The organism is Novosphingobium sp. NFX11 (assembly GCF_057376415.1).
Map to the genome: position 1 here is coordinate 1,930,083 of NZ_CP080384.1, position 19,442 is coordinate 1,949,524.

Here is a 19,442-nt window from a genome sequence, read left to right on the forward strand (position 1 = left end):
CCGTTCGTCATTGCGAGCGCAGCGAAGCAATCCAGGGCGGAGCGATGCTGCTCTGGATTGCCGCGGCCCCGCGAGCCTCGCAATGACGAGAAAGGGTGAGGCAGAATGGTCAAAGGCCCAGCACCGACTTGGCGATGATGGTGCTCTGCACTTCGTTAGTGCCGCCGAAGATGGTCCACGCGCGGCTGTTGAGATAGCGGGCCGAGGCGACCTGCGCGGCCTTGGAATGGACGGCGGCGGGCGCGTTGTCGCCATAGAGCGGGCGCGCGGTTTCCAACTGGAGGCCGGCGGGGCCGTAGAGGTCCACCGCCAGCAGGTCGATCTCCTGCCGCAGATTGGACGCCAGCAGCTTGGTCAGCGAGGTCTGCGGGCCCGCCTTGCGGCCCTTGGCGATCTCCGAAATGATCTTGAGTTCGATCATCTCGAGCGCGTTGACCGAGAGACGGGCCTTCGCCACGCGACGGCGCCAGTCGGTCTGGTCGGCGAGGATACCGCCCTTCCCATCGCTCTCGTCCTTCGCGGCGGCTTCGATCTGGTCGAGATCGTAGCCGAGCTTGGGCGCGTGGCAAGAACCACCGCGTTCATTTTCAAGCAGAAACTTCGCGATCGTCCAGCCATCGCCCTCACCACCGACGAGGTTCTCGGCCGGGACCATGACGTCTTCGAGGAACACCTGATTGACCTCGTGGTCGCCCGCGTTGGTCAGGATCGGGCGCACCGAGACGCCGGGGGTGTCGAGGTCGATCAGCAGGAACGAGATGCCCGCCTGCTTCTTCACCTCGGTGTTGGTGCGCACCAGCGTGAACATGCGGTTGGCGTGGTGCGCGTGGGTGGTCCAGATCTTAGAGCCGTTGACGCGGTAGTGGTCGCCCTCACGAATGGCGCGGGTCTTGAGGCTGGCGAGGTCGGAACCCGCGCCCGGCTCGGAGAAGCCCTGGCACCAGTAGTCCTCGCCCGAGAGGATGCGCGGAAGAACCTGCGCCTTCTGGGCATCGGTACCGAAATTGTAGATCACCGGGGCGAGCAGCTTGAGGCCCAGCACCGTGAGATTGGGCGCGCCGGCGGCGGCACATTCCTTCTCGAACAGGTAGCGCTGCAGCGGGGTCCAGCCCGTGCCGCCATGCTCCGCGGGCCACTGGTAGCCCAGCCAGCCCTGCCTGTTCAGCACCGCGTTCCAGGCTTGGCCGATCTCCGGCTCGACGAAGACGGACGGGGTAGCCGCCGCGCCTGCCTTCACCTCGGCAGGCAGATTGTCGCGCAGAAAGGCGCGGACATCGTCGCGGAAGGCAGCATCTTGAGGGGAAAGTTCGATATCCATCAGCGTTCCAGAATGGTGACTGCAGAGACGCCCGGGGCGCCGTAGACATGGCTGTATGCCGTCTTGGGCGAATTCGGCACCTGACGGCCGCCGCCGTCTCCCCGCAGTTGCACGACGTTTTCGTAGACCTGGCGCAGACCCGATGCGCCGATCGGCTCGCCACAGGCGAGGCAGCCGCCGTCCGTGTTGACCGGCAGCGCGCCGTTGATTTCGGTGCGCCCCTCGGCCAGCCACTGCTCCTGCTCGCCATCGGCGCAGAAGCCGTTCTCGGCCATGTGCATCAGCTCGGCGCCCGCTTCGGTGTCCTGAAGCTGGGCGACGTCGATGTCGCCTGGGCCGATCCCGGCGAGGCGATAGGCGTCGGCGGAGGCGATGCGCGAGGCGGTGCCGCGCGGGCGGGTGTCATCGGCCACCACATCCACCGAAGGCGCGAAGACCTCGAAGCTGGCGGGCGGACGGGTGCGCATGGTCGCGGCCTTGAGCCGGATCAGCGGCTTGCCCAGTTCGCGCGCCTTCTTCTCGCTGGCGAGGATCAGCGCCACGCCGCCCTCTGCCGGAGAGCAGAACATGTACTTGGTATAGGGATCGCTCACCAGCGGCGCTTCGAGGATTTCCTCCAGCGACACCGGCTGGCGGCGCCAGGCATGCGGCGCGTGGACGGCGTTGCGGAAGGCCTTTTCCGACACCATGCCCAGCGTCTTCTGCGAGATGCCGAACAGGCTCATGTAGCGCATGATCTTAGCGGCGAAGAACTGCGTGGTGACCATCTGGCCGACTTCGCCGTACCAGTCCGGCAGGTTGTATTCGCTCGGCAGCGCGTTGAAGGCTCCGCGCGGATGCTTGTCGAAACCGACCGCGAGGCCGAGGTCGAACTCGCCCGACTTGATCGCCATCTGCGCCGAGAACAGCGCCGATCCACCCGCCGCGCAGCCGTTGCGCACGTTGATGAACTGAACCCCGGTCAGGCCGAGGCGATCGACCATCGAGTCCGGGTTTCCGGCCGCGTCCGAACTGCCATAGGCGAACTGGACCTGCGGCCACTCCACGCCCGCGTCGGCCAGCGCCTCGCGCACGGCGTAGACGCCCTGATCGACGCCGGACAAACCATCGGTGCGCCCGAAGCGGTGGATGCCGATGCCGACGATGCACACGTCGCCGCTCATGCTGCGCCTCCTGCGGGTACGTAGGCGGGGATATAGGGGCTGTCCGAGAGGTCCGGGTTCAGCGGCGACGGCGCGAAACGCACCGGCATGCCGACCTTCACGTCCTCGAACGCGACATCGTTCAGCCGCGCCTCGACGATCACCTGCCCGGGCAGTTCGACATAGGCGACCACCCACGGCGCGAACGCCTCCGGTCCGGCGTAAGGCGGCGACTTGGGGCGGAAGCGCTGGACGGTGTAGGACCACAAGGTGCCCTCGCTCGCCAGCGGCACCGGCTCGTAAGTCGATGCCGTCGGGCACGGGAAGACGATCCGGCCGGTTTCCCGGTCCTTGCCGCCGATCAGACGCGCAGGCGTCTCGTCGGTGAACAGGCCTTCGGCTATCGCTTTCATCTCGCTCCCGATCCTTGAAACCTTGGGCCGGTATCGAAAGTCCGGCCATGGATCTCGGTTTAAGCCGGTCCCCGCAGCATTTGTGACTCACCAAAACGATAGGATAGCCATTGCGCTAGTTCGTGCGACTTCGAGGGCAACTGGGACAACCCTGCGCCGGGAGAGACGAATTATGGCCAAGCAGTGGGACTACATCATCGTCGGCGCGGGCAGTGCGGGCTGCGTCATGGCGGAGCGGCTGAGCGCCGACGGCCGCTCGCAAGTGCTGGTGCTGGAGGCGGGCGGTGAGAACGACAGCTTCTGGGTCACGCTGCCCAAAGGCGTCGCCAAGCTGGTCAAGAAGCCCGAGCACATGTGGGCCTACCACGTCGCCCAGCCCCGCGACCCCGGCGCCAATGACAAGGGCGCGGGCGAAGTCTGGATCTGCGGCAAGGGCCTTGGCGGCTCGTCCTCCATCAACGGCATGATATGGAGTCGGGGCGAACCGGCCGACTACGATGCCTGGGAAACCGAGGCGGGCGCGACCGGCTGGAACGGCGCCAGCATGACCGAGGCTTTCAAGGAACTGGAGGATCACAAGGCCGGCGCCAGCCCCATGCGCGGCAGCGGCGGCCTCGTCCGGGTGGACCCGGCCTGCTACACGTATCCGTTGGCCGAAAGCATGATCGAGGCCGGCGAAGCGCAAGGCCTGCGCCGGGTGGATGACCTCAATGGCACCCCCGGCCCGCGCGTCGGCTACTACAGCCACAACATCCGCAAGGGTAAGCGCGATTCCTCTGCGCGTACATATCTGGCAGTGGCACGCAAGCGGCCCAACGTCACCGTCGTCACCGGCGCCATGGCCGATCGGATCGTCTTCGACGGCACCCGTGCGATTGCACTGGAAGCCTCCGTCAACGGCAAGCCCGAACGCTTTGCGCTGGCGGCAAAGGGCGAGGTCGTCGTAAGCGCCGGAGCCATGGAAAGCCCCTCCTCCTGCAGCGTTCAGGGATAGGCGATGCTGCGAGGCTTGCGGCAGCGGGCATCCCGCTGGTCGCGCATTCGCCGGACGTGGGCGAGAAAATGATCGAGCACCTCTCGCTCTCGATCCCCTTCCGGCTCGACCATGGCAAGGGCACCAACAAGAGCTTCTTCGGCATCGGCGCGGCCTTCGCCATGCTGCGTTACCTGCTGCGCGGCGACGGCGTGCTTGCGACCGGGCCTTTTGAGGTCGGCGCCTTCCGCAACGTCGCCCATCCGGACGGTCGCACCGATGCGCAGTTCTATCTCGGCGGCTACACCTTCAAGGTCGGCGACGACAAAGACCCGGTCCCGCTCGACAAGATCGACCCGAAACCCGGCGTCACCATCTACGGCCAGCTGCTGCGCCTGACCAGCGAGAGCAGCGTACGCGCGACCGGTCCCAAAGCCAGCGATGCCCCCGAGATCCTGCACAACTTCCTGACGACCGAGCATGATCGCAAATCCGCGATCGCCCTCGTCCGGTCCATGCGCGACTATGTCCGAGCGGGACCGCTGGCCAACATGGTCGGCGAGGAACTCGTGCCCGGTGCGCAAGTAGAGAGTGACGAGGATGTGCTCGCCATGTTCCGCCGCCTGTCGAGTTGCGGACTCCATGCCATCCGCTCATGCCGCATGGGCTCGGACCCGGAGGCCGTGGTCGATCCGCGCCTGCGGGTAAACGGGGTTCAGGGCGTGCGTGTGGCCGATTGCTCGGTGATGCCGTGGCATGTCACCGGCAATACGAACGCGCCGGCCATGGCCGTGGGCCTGCGCGGGGCGAAGCTGATGCTGGAAGAACGCTGATCCTTCAGAGGATCAAAGGTGGCGACCATCGCTCAGCGCGATGCGTCGCCCGCCCCTTTACGGCCTAAAACCCCACCGAATTCAGTATCCACGAACGTAGCGGAGCAAAAAGCGCCGCAAAGGCGGCAAAAATCACCAGAAGCTTGAATAGCAAGGCCGTATGCATCTTGCGTTCCACGGGCATCCTCTCTCGTTATGTTGTAAGCCGAGTGTAACAAGAAATTCGGCTTGGGAAAGAGGGTAACGCAAAGCGTGCCGGCGATGCCTCGCCGACATTCATAAATCATCGTTATTTCAAAACGCTACGTCAGTTCTGGAGAGAAATGTAGCCCAGCTGCGCCGCCTTGAAGACAGTCTGGCTACGGTTGACCGCGTTCAGCTTGGTCGCGGCATTGTGAATGTGGAAGCGCACCGTCGCGCGGCTACGCGACATGATCATGCTGATTTCCAGATCGGTCTTGCCGATCGCAGCCCAGCGCAGACACTCGACCTCGCGCTTGGAGAGGCGGGATCTGGGCGGCAGCGCCTGCGTCGAACCCATTACCTGCACATAGGTCGCGATGAACGTGCGCGCATAAAGTCCCAGCGCATCCGAATAACGCGCGAAGTCTTCCGAAAGATCGGTCTTGTCGCGATCGAGCGGGTTGAAGCTGACAGCCCCGATCTGACCGAACGGCAGGTGGACCGGCACGCCAATCGCCGCGCGGGTAAGCGAGCGCGTCTCGAAATTGGCGATGTCGATGGAGGACAGATAGGCGTTGCGCTCCAGCGTGCGGAAACCTTCCGCATTGGCCCAGAACGGCTGGCTTTCAAACCGGCACGCGGTGGTCAGCGGACTGTCGAGGGCAATGCGAGAATTGCGCCACCAGACGCGGTCGCCGTCTTCCCACCCGAAGACTTCCGTGGCGAGCAGGTTGCCATCGGCATCGACCGGCGTGCGCTTATCGGCAATGTCGTGCGCGGGCGCGGCCCGCATGCCGCATTCCATGGCGATGCGATGCAGGGCCTCGGCTGCGGGGCGGATGCCTTCCGGCGACGTCACGCGGACGGCGTCGATGTTTTCCTGTGACAGAAGTTGCATTGATGTCCTCTCGAGGCTCTTCCTTAGCCCCCTGACTCCGGGGGCACAATCGCTTGAAGCGCGGAATTACCGCGTTTTTATGACTAGCCTTTTGCCCAGCGGTAACAGGCGGCCTGCTGGTGATAGAACCGCCACTCAAAGGGGGAACATCCCTGCGGGAGTGGACTGTGAATTTCGACCTCAGCGAAGACGAGGAAATGCTCAAGGCCCTGACCGAGCGCTTCGTCACCGACCATTACGATCATGACAGCCGCCGCGCCTTTCTGGCGGAGCCCAACGGCTTTTCGAGCGCCAACTGGGAACTGCTCGGCGAACTCGGCCTGATCGCAGCCCCTTCCCCGAAGAAATGGGCGGATTGGGTCTCGATGCGACCGGAATTGCCACCGTTTTCGAGGCACTGGGTCGGGGGCTGGTGGTCGAACCGCTCGCGGAATCAGTGGTCATGGCCGGCCGCCTCTTCGCGGCCACGGCCCCGGCATCGCTTCAGGGCGATTGGCTGGATGATCTGCTGACCGGCAGCAAGCGCCTGGCACTCGCCCATGCCGAGGCCAGCGCACGCGGCGGGCTCGACTGGGTGGAAACCACGGCGACCACTACGGGAGACGGCTGGAAGCTGACCGGCTCCAAGCCCTATTGCGTCGCCGGGGGCGGTGCCGACGGCTACATCGTTTCGGCGCGCATATCCGGCGAGCCCGGCGATAATGCAGGTGTCGCCCTGTTCCTCGTGCCCGCGGCCAGCCCCGGCATCTCTGCCCATGACTGGCACATGGCGGACGGCAGCGTGGCCTGCTCGCTGGAACTCGGCGACGTGATCGTGCCCTCCGGCAACAAGCTCAGCGACGACGGACTTGCCGCCATTGCCGCAGCCAGCGATCTCGCCGCCCTTGCCCGCAGTGCCGAAGCGCTGGGGATCATGGAACGGATCTTCGCGGAAACCATCGATTACCTGCGTACGCGCGACCAGTTCGGCTCTGCACTGGGCTCCTTCCAGGCGATCCAGCACCGCATGGTCGCCCAGTATGCCGTGATCGAGCAGAGCCGCGCGCTGCTCAACCTTGCGCTCGTATCCTGGGGCAGCGACGAGTTCGCAAACGCCGTCCACGGCGCGCGAGCCTACATCGCCGAAGCCTCGGTGACGCTGGGGCACGAGATGATCCAGTTCCATGGCGGCATGGGCGTGACCGACGAGCTCGCCATCGGCGGCGGGCACAAGCGCCTGCTGGTGCTGTCGCGCTGGCCGGAAGGGCCGTTGGCCGCGCTTGATCGCTATGCCGGGCTGCTGAACTGACCGTAACCACAACCTGACGAAAGGGGCGGCACCGGCAACGATGCTGCCCCTCTTTTTCCGGTTATTCTCAGCCTACCGCAAGACGGACGGGCTTTTCCATTTCCAGCCGATTGCGACCTTTGGCCTTGGCGACGAACAGCGCCATCTCGGCTCGCTCTATCGTAGAATCGAGGCTGGTTCCGACACGAGCGACGCTGGCGCTGGCCGTCATCGCGAAACTGCCGTCACCGATCGTCTGCTTGAGTTCAGAAAGCGTCGTGACCACACGGCGGCAGATCCCTTCCGCCTCGACAGCGGTTACCCGCGGCAGGATCACGGCGAAGCGTTCCGAGCCGATACGCGAGATGATGTCCTCAGTTCGAAGCAGTTCACGCAGGAGATCGGCGAACACCGTCAGAACCTCGTCACCGACGCTCTGGCCGTGTTGCATGTTGATCGTGCGGAAAAAATCGATGCTGAAGAGCGCAAGGCACCCCTCCATGCGGGTATCGAGCATATGCTCCAGCATCGAGATGAACGCCGTGCGGTTGGTAAGCCCCGTCAGCGGATCTGTATAGGTCGCGGTGAACAGCCGTTCGCTGAGCGAGCGCATTTCATCGACGTTGCGCATGACGCCTAGCACGCCGTAAGGCGCTCCGTCATGCCGCAGCAGAGCGCGCAAGCGCAGCTCGAACCAGCGTTTGCGGTCGTCCCGGGTCAGAGCCGGAAACTCTATCCAGTCAATATCCTCACCTGCCATCGCACGGGCATGGGCCTTGGAAATCTGCTGCTTGGCCTCAGGCGCGACGAGGTCGAGGAGGTGCGGGCCGACCAGTGCTCCTCCATCGGAACGCGCCGGCTCGCGGTGGCCCAGTTCGACGATTCCCGGGGTGGCGTGGACGATGAAACCCTTGGGATCAGTCTTGAGGATCACGTCGGTCGAACTCTCGGCGAGCATCCCGTAAAGGACCGAGCTTTCCTGAAATGTGAAGTTCATGCCCATGCCGACTACGTCCCGGTGCCTGCCTCGACCTGACCTTCAGCGACCCTTTGGGCCACCTAGAATCTGCGCCTGAAGATTTGAGTAAAACACTCCGCAGATAAAATTAATATCATTAACCATAGATATTTTATTAACTATAAACGGATGTTAGTTTTATTAGTTAATATAACTTACGCCATGAAATTCATAAAATTCTATTTACCACTTAAGGGTATCATAGGAAATACGAAATTCTGCCGATGTAGGTTGGCTGTATTACCCGTCGAATTGGGCGGCCCAACAGCGGGCAGAAATGAAGCGGCAGAACGCCGCTTTACAGTTCGATCATGATGCGGACCTTGTCCGGCGTCGTTTCCACGGCCGCCGCGATCTGGTCCCGGCAGCGGGAGATAAGGTCGGTCAGGCCGGGCACCGTGCGACTCGGCCGCAATTCCGCGGGCTCGACCCCGAGCGCCTCGGCGATCGCGTCCAGACGCTCCTCGATCGGACGGGCACGCCCCTGCTCCCAGGCCCACACGGTCGGCTTGGACACGCCAAGGCGACTGGCCAGTTCGCCTTGTGTCAGCCCCCGCAGCTTGCGCAGGCGATGAAGCCGCTCACCCAGGCTCTCCCCGCCGATCGCACCCGGGCCCATCGGCGCAGGCGCAGCGCCCAGCCCGAGTTCGGTCTGCACAGCGCTGCGAAGCTGCGCCGCCCGCAAGGTCGCGCTGGGGATAGGCGCATCGAAGGCACAGCCGTAAAGCGAACCACTCGCCCAAATTACCCGCGCGCGCGCATGCGGCGCTTCCGGCAGGTCGAGGTCCAGCACTTCGCCGATCTCGAGTTCGACCTTGCTTTCAAGCAGCACACCGGTTTCGGAGAAATTGTGCAGCACAACCTTCATGTGCTCGCCCGATTCCAGCGCCCCTTGCGTCTCCAGCAACAGGCGTCGACGCTCCGCACGCGGGCGACCATTTGCTTCAGGCGCTTCAAAATGGGCCGCAATGGGCATCAGTCCACCTCCATGTGTGAGGCGAACGTCCACAAGTTAGGTTAAGATCTCGGTTAGAGCCGGGACTAATGAAGCACCGAAGCCATGCGTAATTTTCTGTGAATTCCCTTGGAAACGCGGCAATCCGGCCAGCGTAAAGCTCCCCTTAGCCCCCTCAAAGCCATTATGGCTGGCATCCGGCGACCATCGCGCCCATTTGCGCCACACCATGACCGCGAATCCCTCCAAGATGCCCCGCGTGGGCAAGGTGTACCTTGTGGGTGCAGGCCCCGGCGATCCGGACCTGCTGACCCTGCGCGCCGCGCGCCTGCTGATGAGCGCATCGCTGGTAGTCCACGACGGTCTCGTCGATCCCGCGATCCTGGCGATGGCCCGGCCTACGGCGAAGCTCGTCTCGGTCGCCAAGGCCCGCTCGCGCCACACCATGAAGCAGGAGGATATCAACGCCCTGCTGGTGCGCGAGGCGCTGGCCGGCAACGATGTCGTGCGCCTCAAGGGCGGCGATCCCTTCGTGTTCGGACGCGGCGGCGAAGAAGCCGAGGCCTGCCACGCGGCGGGCGTCCCGGTCGAGGTCGTGCCCGGCATCTCCTCGGCGCTGGGCGCTTCGGCGGCGGCGCAGATCCCCCTCACTCACCGCGACCATGCCTCGATCGTCAGCTTCGTGGCGGGCCAGTGCAAGGGCCTGTCCGAGCAGGACTGGTCCGGCCTTGCCGGCAAGGGCCGCACGCTGGTGATCTTCATGGGCATCGCCACGGCCGCGCAGATCTCCGAAAAGCTCATCGCCGATGGCCTCGCGCCCGACGTGCCCGTGGCAATTATCGAGAAGGCCACCCGCTCCGATATGCGTGTCCTGCACTCTCCGCTGGCCGGTCTTGCGCATCTTGTCGAAAGTCAGAAGGTGCAAAGCCCCGCGCTTATCGTTATCGGCTCGGTCGCCGCCGACCATGACTCGGCGGACAACACCATTCGCGCCCTGGCGCTGGAGGCAATGCAGTGAAAATCCTGACGGGCAACGACCTGAAGAGCGGGGCCGTGGTCTGGTGGACCGGCCATGGCTGGTCGCTCGACGTGAACGACAGCGCCGATGTCGGCGACAACGGGGCTGCGATCATCGCACGGGAAGAGGGCGTGCAGAACGTTTTCGCAGCCTATGTCGTCGATGGCGAGAAGACCGATGAAGGCGTGCGCCCCGCGCACATCAAGGAGCGCATCCGCGCCTTCGGGCCGACCGTACGCCTCGACCTGACGCTGAAGCCGTCCGACCCCGCCGCTCTGAACTGGGTGATCTGATGTACAAGTACGACGAATACGACCAGCAGATGGTCGATGTGCGGGTCGAGGAATTCCGCGACCAGGTGCGCCGCCGCGTCTCTGGGGAACTGACCGAGGACCAGTTCAAGCCGCTGCGCCTGCAGAACGGCCTGTACCTCCAGCTCCATGCCTATATGCTGCGCGTGGCGGTGCCTTACGGTACGCTGAGCGGCGCTCAGATGCACCTTCTGGGTGACATCGCGGACAAGTACGACCGCGGCTACGGCCATTTCACCACCCGCCAGAACATCCAGTACAACTGGATCAAGCTGGAAGAGACGCCCGACATCCTCGCCGAACTGGCGAAGGTGGAAATGCACGCGATCCAGACCAGCGGCAACTGCATCCGCAACATCAGCTCGGACCAGTTCGCCGGTGCCGCCGCCGACGAGATCATCGATCCGCGCCCTTATGCGGAACTGCTGCGCCAGTGGTCCAGCTTCCACCCGGAATTCCTGGTACTGCCGCGCAAGTTCAAGATCTGCGTGATCGCCTCCGAGACCGACCGCGCGGCGATGCGCCTGCATGACATCGGCATCAAGATGGTGCGTAACGACGCCGGAGAGATCGGCGCGCAGTTCTACGCCGGTGGCGGCATGGGCCGCACCCCGATGATCGCGCCGCTGATCCGCGAGTTCGTGCCGCTGGACCAGCTTATCACTTTCTCCGAAGCGTGCCTGCGCGTCTACAACCGCTACGGTCGCCGCGACAACAAGTACAAGGCGCGCATCAAGATCCTCGTCCACGAACTGGGCCGCGACGAATATGTCCGCCAGGTCGAGGAGGAGTTCGCGCACCTGCTGACCCAGCCGATCGAGCCGCCGCTCGCTGAGCTGGAGCGGATCAAGGCACACTTCGTCGACCCCGCCTTCGAGACCGGCCTGTCCAACGATCTGGACCTCACCGATCCCGACTTCCGCCTCTGGGTGGAGCGTAACACCACCGCACACAAGGTTCCGGGCTACGTCATCGCGACGATCAGCCTCAAGCCCGTGGGCGGTATCCCCGGCGACGCCTCGGCCGACCAGATCCGCCTGATGGCGAAGCTCGGCACCGAGTATTCGTTCGATGAACTGCGCGTCACCCACGCCCAGAACATCGTGCTTCCGCACGTGAAGAAGGCCGACCTCTACACCGTCTGGCAGGCGCTCGACGAAGCGGGCCTCGCCACTGCCAACCTCGACACCGTGGGCGACATCATCGCCTGCCCCGGCCTCGACTATTGCAGCCTTGCGAACGCCCGCTCGATCCCGGTCGCGCAGAAGATTTCCGAGCGCTTCGGTTCGGCGCAGAAGCAGGCCGAGATCGGGGAGCTGAAGCTCAAGATTTCGGGCTGCATCAACGCCTGCGGCCACCATCACGCGGGCCACATCGGCATCCTCGGCGTCGACAAGAAGGGCCTGGAAAACTACCAGCTCCTGTTCGGCGGCAGCGAGGGCGCGGACACCTCGCTCGCCAAGATCATCGGCCCCGGCTTCACCGAGGACGGCGTGGTCGACGCGATCGAAAAGGCTACGCAAGTCTATCTCGCCAACAAGCAGGGCGAGGAGCGCTTCCTCGACACCTATCGCCGTATCGGCATGGATCCGTTCAAGGAGGCCATCTATGGTTGACGTCCAGTTCCGCTTCCGTGACGACGAGGCCGTCAATGACCCCGCCGTCACCGTGGATGCGTTCTCCGAACAGTCAAACGCCACCGCCGTGCGCATCGAGCCGGGCGAGGACGCCCGCGCGCTGCTGCCCTACCTCGACCGGATCGCGCTGGTGGAAGTCAACTTCCCGGCGTGGACCGACGGGCGCGGCTACTCCGCCGCCCGCATCCTGCGTGAAGCCGGTTATGCCGGCGAGCTGCGCGGCGTGGGCGATCTGGTGATCGACATGCTGCATCACATGCGCCGCTGCGGCTTCGATGCCTTCGCGCCCGACAAGGCGCTCAATACCACCGATGCGAAGAACGCCTTCGAGCGGTGGGACAACGTATACCAGGCCACCGCGATCGACGGCAGGCAGGCCATCTGGGCCAAGCGCCACCCGGCGTAAGCCCCGAAGGGCCAGAAGGGATATCCCTATGTTCCGTACCGAAGCTGAAAACGAAGACCGTATCCGAGACCGCATCGACACTTCCGCCCGGTTCACCGAGGCGGATGCGGTGCGTCTCAACCGCCTGTTCCGCGGCACCGACACGAGCGAGATGCTCGAGACGCTGCTGAAGGAGCGAATGGCGGGCGATGTGGGAATCGTTTCCAGCTTCGGCGCGGAAAGCGCGGTACTGCTCCACCTCGTCGCGAGCGTGGACCCCAGCGTGCCGGTGCTGTTCCTCGAAACGGGCAAGCACTTCCCGGAAACGCTGGCCTATCGCGACACCCTGATCACGCGCCTCGGCCTGACCAACCTGATCAACCTCGTCCCCGATGAGGCGGAAATCGCCAAGAAGGACGAGAACGGGTTGCGCTGGTCGTGGGACCCCGACGGCTGCTGCGAGATCCGCAAGGTCAAGCCGCTAGCCAAGGCGCTGGCGCACTACGATGCGTCTTTCACCGGCCGCAAGTCGTTCCAGAACTCGACCCGCTCGCATTTGCCGCGCTTCGAGATCGACACGACGGACGCGCAGGGCCGCCTGAAGATCAACCCGCTGATCGACTGGTCGGCCGAGCGTCTCGCCGCCTACATCGCCGAGCACGAACTACCCGCGCATCCGCTGGTAGCGGAAGGCTATCCCTCGATCGGCTGCATGCCCTGCACCAGCAAGGTCGCGCCGGGCGAAGACCCGCGCTCGGGCCGCTGGAAGGGCTGGGACAAGACCGAATGCGGCATCCACGTCCCCGGCAGCGAGGACAAGGGCGGCCCGGCCAGCGAACTTCCCCCGGGCTTCGATCCGGTGTTCTGAGGCGGCCGGGGTTGCCGTCGAAGCCCACCCCGTCCGGCTAGTTCAAGCCTCCCAGCCCTCCCGCACACGGGAGGGCTGACGCGCCTTTCCCTCCCGCTTGCGGGAGGGACAGCGAGACTTGGGCCGAAGGCCTTAGTCGCAGCGGGGTGGGCAACGCCCCACCAGCCGTCTCACCGCTGCTTCTTCGTAATCGCCGCGTTGAAATCGGGATCTTTCTTGGCCACCCAATCCACGAACTTGCGGATATTCGGGTAAATCAACAGCGCGTCCACGTCCGTACCGAAACGCTGGAGTTCGGAGTTCGTGAAGTTCGCGATCACCGTTTGCTGGCAGATCGGATGCATCGGCACGACGTCGCGCCCGCCCCGGCTCTTGGGCACCGGGTGATGCCACACGATCGTCTCGCCCGTGGGGCGGCCGCAAAGCCAGCACGGCACGGCCTCGGCCGGAGCTTCCTCCTCCTCCCGATGCAGGTCTTCGTAGGGTCCGTGCTTGGAATATTTGCGGGCCATGGGTCTGCCTGAATTGCCTGAAATCGCGAAGGCCACTACAGTGCCGGAGCGGTCCCGGCAAACGTCCGAATGCGGCCCCTGCAACCTGCGATGCAGCTTATTCACCGCGATGTTGCGGAATTTGCACCGCCAGGTAGCTAGCCTGACCGCGCCTTTATTTCTATGTTGCAACGCAACATGACTCAGCCCCCTTCCGCCTCCACCCGCGCGACCCACCCCGCGCTCGTCATCCTTGCGCTTGCGATGGGTGCATTCGCCATCGGTACCACCGAGTTCGCGGCGATGAGCCTCGTGCCCTTCTTCGCCCGCGATCTCGGCCTGACCGAGCCGCAGGCGGGTCACGCGATCAGTGCCTATGCGCTGGGCGTGGTGGTCGGTGCGCCGGTCATCGCCGTGCTTGCCGCCAAGATCGAGCGCCGCCGCCTGCTCATCGGCCTGATGGCACTGTTCGCCATCGGCAACGGCATCTCCGCGCTGGCCAAGACGTATGACCTGCTGCTGCTGTGCCGCTTCGTCAGCGGCCTGCCGCACGGTGCGTACTTCGGCATCGCCGCCCTCGTCGCCGCATCGATGGTGCCCGCGAACAAGCGCGCACAGTCGGTCGCCATGGTCATGTCGGGCCTGACGGTCGCGACGATCATCGGCGTGCCCGCCGCCAACTGGCTGGGGCAGGCAATCGGCTGGCGCAGCGGCTTCGCAGTCGTTTCCGGCCTCGCGATCCTGACGATGGCGCTCGTCGCGCTCTACGCCCCGCACCAGCCCGCCGACGAGAGCGCGAGCCCCTTGCGCGAACTCGGCGCGCTTCGCCGCCCGCAAGTGTTGCTGACCCTGCTGACCGGTGCGATCGGCTTCGGCGGACTGTTCTGCGTCTACACTTACGTCGCCTCGACCATGATCGAGGTCACGCACGTTTCGGAAAAGCTCGTCCCCGCCGTACTGGCGATCTTCGGCGTCGGCATGACAGTGGGCAACCTGTTCTGGGCCTGGGTCGCCGACCGGGCGCAGACCAAGGCTGCCATCTGCGCCCTGCTGTTCAGCGCTGTGTCGCTTGCACTGTTCTCGCTGATGGCGGGCAATATCTGGACCCTGTGCATCGTAGTGCTGCTGATCGGCTTCAGCGGCGGGCTCGGCACGATCCTGCAGACGCGCCTGATGGACGTGGCCGGAGACGCGCAGGCGCTCGCCGCCGCCGCGCACCACAGTGCTTTCAATACGGCTAACGCCATCGGTCCGTGGCTGGGCGGCATGGCCATCTCGGCCGGTCTTGGGCTGACCTCGACCGGCTGGATCGGCGCCTGCCTGGCGCTGGGCGGTCTTGCGGTATTCCTGGTCACCATCTCGCTGCACAAGCGCGAGACGCTGCAGCCCTGCCCCGCTTAAAGGTCAGGCCTCCAGCTTGCGCTCAAGATGCATGTGGACGGCATCCGCCGTGGTATCGAGTTCGGACACGAAGTAGTTTTCGACCGGGATGTCGTCCTCGAACAGCGCGGCGCCGTTACCCAGCGTGCGCGACATCATCCGCAGCCAGATTTCATCTGCATGGCCGGAACGTAGAGCGGCATTGACCGCACCGGCCTCTCCAACGACAAGAACCGCGCTGTCCCCGGCTGCATCCTGCGCGGCGGCGAAAGCCTCGGCATAAGTGGGGACGAAGTGGAACTCCCCGAGCAGCGGAATTGCCAGAGGCGCATCGGTCACGACGAAGACTGGGGTTTTTCCTGAATAGGCATCCGCGATCCATCCGGTATCCTCGGACAGTTCGAAGGACCGGCGGCTCATGACCACCGCGCCGCAGACTTTGTCCAGTTTGCCGGACAGGCCCGAACCATGCAGTTCGGAGGTGCAAAACACGCTCCGTCCGCGAGCATCAGCCCAGAAGCCATCAAGGCTCGAGGCGGCATCGACGATCAGTCTGCCCATATGTCCTACTCCCGCCTGCATTGTAATCCAACGCGGTGTGGTCGCAACGAGACTAATCTCAGTCTTTGGTACAGGTTTCGCGGATTCCGGCGGATTGTTGCCCGTTTACGACAGCACGAGCCCCACCGCCGAAATGCGGCGGGGCATTACGTGTTTTCACAATAGTTTGCCGACCGAATCAGCCAATCATCATGAGGCTGGCGTTGCCTCCGGCAGCCGTGGTGTTGATGGAAGTGGATACTTCCTCCAGCAGCCACGCCCCGTTTGGTCCAGTGTCATGCCCGGTCCAGACGTGGACCGGCACGATCGGCCCCGGCAGTTTCGCCGCCGAGTCGCACGCCCCGCGCACCGCCTGAACGTCCCCTTCGACGAGGCACGCAGCGAAGAACTCGCCCGGATTGGCATGGAAGCGCGCGGCGATCTTCGCGGGCAGACCTTCAGGCAAGTCCATGCCTTCCACCGTCGCAGTGTTGCCTGTCGCCAGAACCGCCGCCATCTGGCCCAGCAGACCTTCACGGGTGGCCGGTCGCAGGAGAATGCGGCCGCGCGGGTGGAGGGCATAGAGGTTACGCTCGCCGACCGGGCCGGGAAGCACGGCCTCGAAACCCAGCGCCGAAGAGCGGCCGAGGTCACGCGCGCGACCGGCGGCAGCGGGCTCGCCATGCTTGTCCAGCCAGTCGGCAAAGACCGTCAGCAACATGGGCGCTTCTTCGGGTGGCGTCAGGACCTGCGGAGCCTGCTGGGTGAGCCTGCCGAGGTATAGCGGCCCGCCTGCCTTTGGTCCGGTCCCGGAAAGCCCACGCCCGCCGAAGGGCTGCACGCCGACGATGGCGCCGATGGTGTTGCGGTTGACGTAGAGGTTGCCCGCGCGGATCGCGCCGGTCACGCGCGCCACCGTCTCGTCGAGGCGGGTGTGGAGGCCGAACGTCAGGCCGTAGCCGGTCGCGTTGATGCTTTCGAGCAGCTTGCCGAGGTCGTCGCGGCGGAAGCGCACGACGTGCAGGACCGGGCCGAAGACCTCGCGTTCCAACTGATCGATGCCGGCGATCTCGATGATGGTGGGAGCGACGAAAGTGCCGTTTTCCGCGCCCTTACCCAATGCAACCTGTTCGACGCGGCAGCCCTTGGCGCGCATCTTTTCCACGTGATGCTCGATGTTGGCCTGGGCCTCGGCGGTGATGACCGGGCCGATGTCGATGGCGAGGCGGTCCGGGTTGCCCACCTTCAGTTCGGCCAGCGCGCCCCGCAGCATCGTCAGTGTCCGGTCGGCAACATCTTCCTGCAGACACAGCACCCGCAGTGCGGAGCAGCGCTGGCCCGCGCTGTCGAAGGCCGAGGCGATAACGTCGGCCACCACCTGCTCGGCCAGCGCGGAGCTGTCGACGATCATCGCGTTCTGGCCGCCGGTCTCGGCAATCAGCGGAATCGGGCGGTTTTCCGGCGAAAGTCGGCTCGCCAACTGGCGCTGGATCAGGCGCGCGACTTCGGTGGAGCCGGTGAACATCACCGCCGCCGTCCCGGGTGCGGCGACCAGCGCGGCGCCGAGATCTCCGCCGCCCGGCATGAACTGCAGCGCGTCGGCGGGAACGCCCGCTTCGTGGAGGATGCGTACGGATTCCGCGGCGATCAGCGGGGTTTCCTCGGCCGGCTTGGCGAGAACCGGGTTGCCCGCGACCAGTGCCGCCGCGATCTGGCCGGTGAAAATGGCCAGCGGAAAGTTCCACGGCGAGATGCACACGGCGGCACCCAAAGGTGCCTTAACGGCACCTAAAGTATCCCTGGCCGCTTTGGCGTAGTACCGCAGGAAGTCGATCGCCTCGCGCACTTCGGCAATCGCATTGGGTGCGGATTTTCCCGCCTCGCGCATGGCCAGCCCCATGAGCACGGGCATGCGATCCTGCATCGCATCTGCCGCGCGTTCGAGCATGGCGGCGCGCTGATCGACCGGGACCATGCTCCAGTTCGAGGCGGCAGCGCGGGCGACCGCAGCGGCCGCCTCGCTGGCCGCGAGTTCGATCACGGTGCCGACCACGTCGCGATGGTCGGCCGGGTTGCGGACCGGACGGCCCTCTCCCTTCGCGCCTTTCGGTGCCGCGGTCCATTGCGCCGTTGCCGAAGCTGCCAGCGCCGTCGCCAGAGCTTCGAGGGCGATCTCATCGGTCAGGTCGATGCCGTCGGAGTTGCGGCGGTCCGGATAGAGGCCGCAAGGCGCGGCAATCAGATCATGGCGCGCACCGGGGCGAGGCATGGCGCGCACCACTTCCACCGGATCCGCGACCATCGATTCCACCGGCACCGCCGGGTCAGCGATGCGGTTGACGAACGAGGAGTTCGCGCCGTTCTCCAGCAGGCGCCGCACAAGGTAGGCGAGCAGCGTCTCATGCGTGCCGACCGGCGCGTAGATGCGGCAGGGGCGGTTCAGCTTGTCGGCCCCGACAACCTGCGAATAGAGCGGCTCGCCCATGCCGTGGAGGCACTGGAATTCGTACTGGCCGGCAGCGAAGTCCGGGCCTGCGAGCCGATAAATCGTCGCCAGCGACTGCGCGTTGTGCGTGGCGAACTGCGGGAACACCGCGTCGGGCGCCGCGAGCAGCTTGCGGGCGCAGGCGACGTAGGAAACGTCGGTGTGGACCTTGCGGGTATAGACCGGGAAATCGGCAAGGCCGTCCACTTGCGCGCGCTTGATCTCGGCGTCCCAGTAGGCGCCCTTGACCAGCCGCACCATGATCCGCCGCCCGGCGCGGCGGGCAAGATCGACGATCCAGTCGATCACGAAGGGGCAGCGCTTGCCATAAGCCTGGATCACGAAGCCGAGGCCGTCCCAGCCCGCCAGCTCCGGATCGAGCGCAAGGCTTTCCAGCAGGTCGAGCGAGAGTTCGAGGCGGTCGGCTTCCTCGGCATCGATGTTGAAGCCGATGTCGTAGCTCTTGGCCATCAGCGCCAGCGCCTTCACGTCGGGCAGCAGTTCGCCCATCACGCGTGCCGCCTGCGCGCGGGCATAGCGCGGATGCAGCGCCGAGAGCTTGATCGAGATGCCGGGGCCCTCGTAGATGCCCTTGCCCGCAGACGCCTTGCCGATGGCATGGATCGCGTTCTCGTAGTCGGCATAGTAGCGACGTGCATCGGCGGCGGTCGTGGCCGCCTCGCCCAGCATGTCGTAGCTGTAGCGGAAGCCCTTCGCTTCCAGTTCCCTCGCGCGCTTGACCGCTTCGTCGATCGTTTCGCCGGTGACGAACTGCTCGCCCATCATGCGCATGGCGAGGTCCACGCCGCGCCGGATCACCGGCTCGCCCGCGCGCGCGACGAGGCGGGTCAGCGCCGCGCCGAGGCCCTTGTCGTCCACCGAGCCGACCAGCTTGCCGGTCACCACCAGTCCCCATGTGGCCGCGTTGACGAACAGCGACTTGCCGCCGCCGAGGTGCCCGCTCCAGTCGCCGTCGGCGATCTTGTCGCGGATGAGCGCGTCGCGGGTGGCGTGGTCGGGAATGCGCAGCAGCGCTTCGGCAAGGCACATCAGCGCCACGCCCTCCTGGCTGGAGAGCGCATATTCCTGCACCAGTCCCTCGACCCCGGTGCCCTTGTGATTGGCACGCAGCGTGGTGACGAGCGCGGTGGCCGTCTCGCGTACCTTGGCCTTCAGGTCCGCATCCAGCGTCGCCGCGCCCAGCAGCGGGGCAAGGCACTCGGCCTCATCCCGGCGGCGCGCATCGGCGATGGCGCGGCGCAGCGGGGTCATCGGGCGAACAGCAGGGGCGAACTGGCCAAAAGGCGAGAGGGCGGGCGTGGTCATG

17 protein-coding genes and 1 pseudogene are annotated in these 19,442 nt (G+C 65.2%); 9 read left to right on the forward strand and 9 right to left on the reverse strand.

Annotation, left to right across the window (positions count from 1 at the left end; genetic code table 11):
- Positions 1-109 precede the first annotated feature (109 nt).
- Genes KZO24_RS09865 through KZO24_RS09875 form a run of 3 tightly spaced genes read right to left on the reverse strand, consistent with a single transcriptional unit; the run spans position 110 to position 2,873 of the window.
- Positions 110-1,318 carry an acyl-CoA dehydrogenase family protein gene (locus KZO24_RS09865; RefSeq protein WP_271181761.1) on the reverse strand — a complete coding sequence of 403 codons (1,209 nt, stop codon included), beginning with the start codon at positions 1,316-1,318 and terminating at the stop codon, positions 110-112.
- Entirely contained in the window at positions 1,318-2,481 is a 1,164-nt protein-coding gene (locus KZO24_RS09870) for a thiolase family protein (protein ID WP_271181762.1), read from the reverse strand. The genes KZO24_RS09865 and KZO24_RS09870 overlap by 1 nt, the downstream gene beginning before the upstream one ends.
- Positions 2,478-2,873: a Zn-ribbon domain-containing OB-fold protein gene (locus KZO24_RS09875; protein WP_271181763.1), complete on the reverse strand. Its 396-nt coding sequence runs from the start codon at positions 2,871-2,873 to the stop codon at positions 2,478-2,480. Before KZO24_RS09875 ends, KZO24_RS09870 begins: the two co-directional genes overlap by 4 nt.
- Positions 2,874-3,045: 172 nt before the next feature.
- On the opposite strand from KZO24_RS09875, the pseudogene KZO24_RS09880 reads away from it, so the two are divergent.
- Positions 3,046-4,679 (forward strand): annotated as a pseudogene (locus KZO24_RS09880) (GMC family oxidoreductase).
- A 307-nt stretch (positions 4,680-4,986) separates the two neighbouring features.
- Here the strand turns inward: KZO24_RS09880 and KZO24_RS09885 are convergent.
- On the reverse strand, positions 4,987-5,760 hold the full coding sequence (locus KZO24_RS09885; protein ID WP_486486116.1) for a helix-turn-helix transcriptional regulator: 774 nt from the start codon (positions 5,758-5,760) through the stop codon (positions 4,987-4,989).
- Positions 5,761-5,927: 167 nt separating this feature from the next.
- Here KZO24_RS09885 and KZO24_RS09890 point away from each other — a divergent pair, with 167 nt between their 5' ends.
- Positions 5,928-6,272, forward strand: a complete 345-nt coding sequence (locus KZO24_RS09890) for a hypothetical protein (RefSeq protein WP_486486117.1) — start codon at positions 5,928-5,930, stop codon at positions 6,270-6,272.
- Positions 6,203-7,048, forward strand: coding sequence for an acyl-CoA dehydrogenase family protein (locus KZO24_RS09895; protein WP_379525395.1), 846 nt, complete (start codon positions 6,203-6,205; stop codon positions 7,046-7,048). Before KZO24_RS09890 ends, KZO24_RS09895 begins: the two co-directional genes overlap by 70 nt.
- A gap of 67 nt (positions 7,049-7,115) precedes the next feature.
- Here the strand turns inward: KZO24_RS09895 and KZO24_RS09900 are convergent, their stop codons facing one another.
- Together KZO24_RS09900 and KZO24_RS09905 are read right to left on the reverse strand one after the other, a co-directional pair.
- Entirely contained in the window at positions 7,116-8,024 is a 909-nt protein-coding gene (locus KZO24_RS09900) for a GGDEF domain-containing protein (RefSeq protein WP_271181766.1), read from the reverse strand.
- 319 nt (positions 8,025-8,343) lie between these two features.
- Positions 8,344-9,021 (reverse strand): helix-turn-helix domain-containing protein, encoded by a 678-nt coding sequence (locus KZO24_RS09905; protein WP_271181767.1) that lies wholly within the window; start codon positions 9,019-9,021, stop codon positions 8,344-8,346.
- Between the two features lie 208 nt (positions 9,022-9,229).
- Between KZO24_RS09905 and cobA the strand changes: the two genes are divergently transcribed.
- From cobA to KZO24_RS09930, 5 genes are read left to right on the forward strand one after another with little or no spacing between them, the layout of a single operon-like run.
- Positions 9,230-10,018 (forward strand): uroporphyrinogen-III C-methyltransferase, encoded by a 789-nt coding sequence (cobA, locus tag KZO24_RS09910; protein WP_271181768.1) that lies wholly within the window; start codon positions 9,230-9,232, stop codon positions 10,016-10,018.
- A complete protein-coding gene (locus KZO24_RS09915) occupies positions 10,015-10,311 on the forward strand; it encodes a DUF2849 domain-containing protein (RefSeq protein ID WP_069707433.1) in 297 nt (98 codons plus the stop codon). The genes cobA and KZO24_RS09915 overlap by 4 nt, the downstream gene beginning before the upstream one ends.
- Positions 10,311-11,945, forward strand: coding sequence for a nitrite/sulfite reductase (locus KZO24_RS09920; protein ID WP_271181769.1), 1,635 nt, complete (start codon positions 10,311-10,313; stop codon positions 11,943-11,945). The genes KZO24_RS09915 and KZO24_RS09920 overlap by 1 nt, the downstream gene beginning before the upstream one ends.
- Positions 11,938-12,372, forward strand: coding sequence for a DUF934 domain-containing protein (locus tag KZO24_RS09925; RefSeq protein ID WP_008829551.1), 435 nt, complete (start codon positions 11,938-11,940; stop codon positions 12,370-12,372). The genes KZO24_RS09920 and KZO24_RS09925 overlap by 8 nt, the downstream gene beginning before the upstream one ends.
- A 28-nt stretch (positions 12,373-12,400) precedes the next feature.
- Positions 12,401-13,219: a phosphoadenylyl-sulfate reductase gene (locus tag KZO24_RS09930; RefSeq protein WP_271181770.1), complete on the forward strand. Its 819-nt coding sequence runs from the start codon at positions 12,401-12,403 to the stop codon at positions 13,217-13,219.
- A 170-nt stretch (positions 13,220-13,389) separates the two neighbouring features.
- Here the strand turns inward: KZO24_RS09930 and KZO24_RS09935 are convergent, their stop codons facing one another.
- Complete coding sequence (locus KZO24_RS09935) at positions 13,390-13,731, reverse strand: hypothetical protein (RefSeq protein ID WP_271181771.1); 342 nt, start codon at positions 13,729-13,731, stop codon at positions 13,390-13,392.
- A 177-nt stretch (positions 13,732-13,908) separates the two neighbouring features.
- Here KZO24_RS09935 and KZO24_RS09940 point away from each other — a divergent pair, with 177 nt between their 5' ends.
- A complete protein-coding gene (locus KZO24_RS09940) occupies positions 13,909-15,111 on the forward strand; it encodes an MFS transporter (protein ID WP_271181772.1) in 1,203 nt (400 codons plus the stop codon).
- Positions 15,112-15,114: 3 nt separating this feature from the next.
- Here the strand turns inward: KZO24_RS09940 and KZO24_RS09945 are convergent, their stop codons facing one another.
- Together KZO24_RS09945 and putA are read right to left on the reverse strand one after the other, a co-directional pair.
- Positions 15,115-15,651, reverse strand: coding sequence for a dihydrofolate reductase family protein (locus KZO24_RS09945; protein WP_271181773.1), 537 nt, complete (start codon positions 15,649-15,651; stop codon positions 15,115-15,117).
- A 178-nt stretch (positions 15,652-15,829) separates the two neighbouring features.
- On the reverse strand, positions 15,830-19,441 hold the full coding sequence (putA, locus tag KZO24_RS09950) for a trifunctional transcriptional regulator/proline dehydrogenase/L-glutamate gamma-semialdehyde dehydrogenase (protein WP_486486118.1): 3,612 nt from the start codon (positions 19,439-19,441) through the stop codon (positions 15,830-15,832).
- Position 19,442 lies beyond the last annotated feature (1 nt).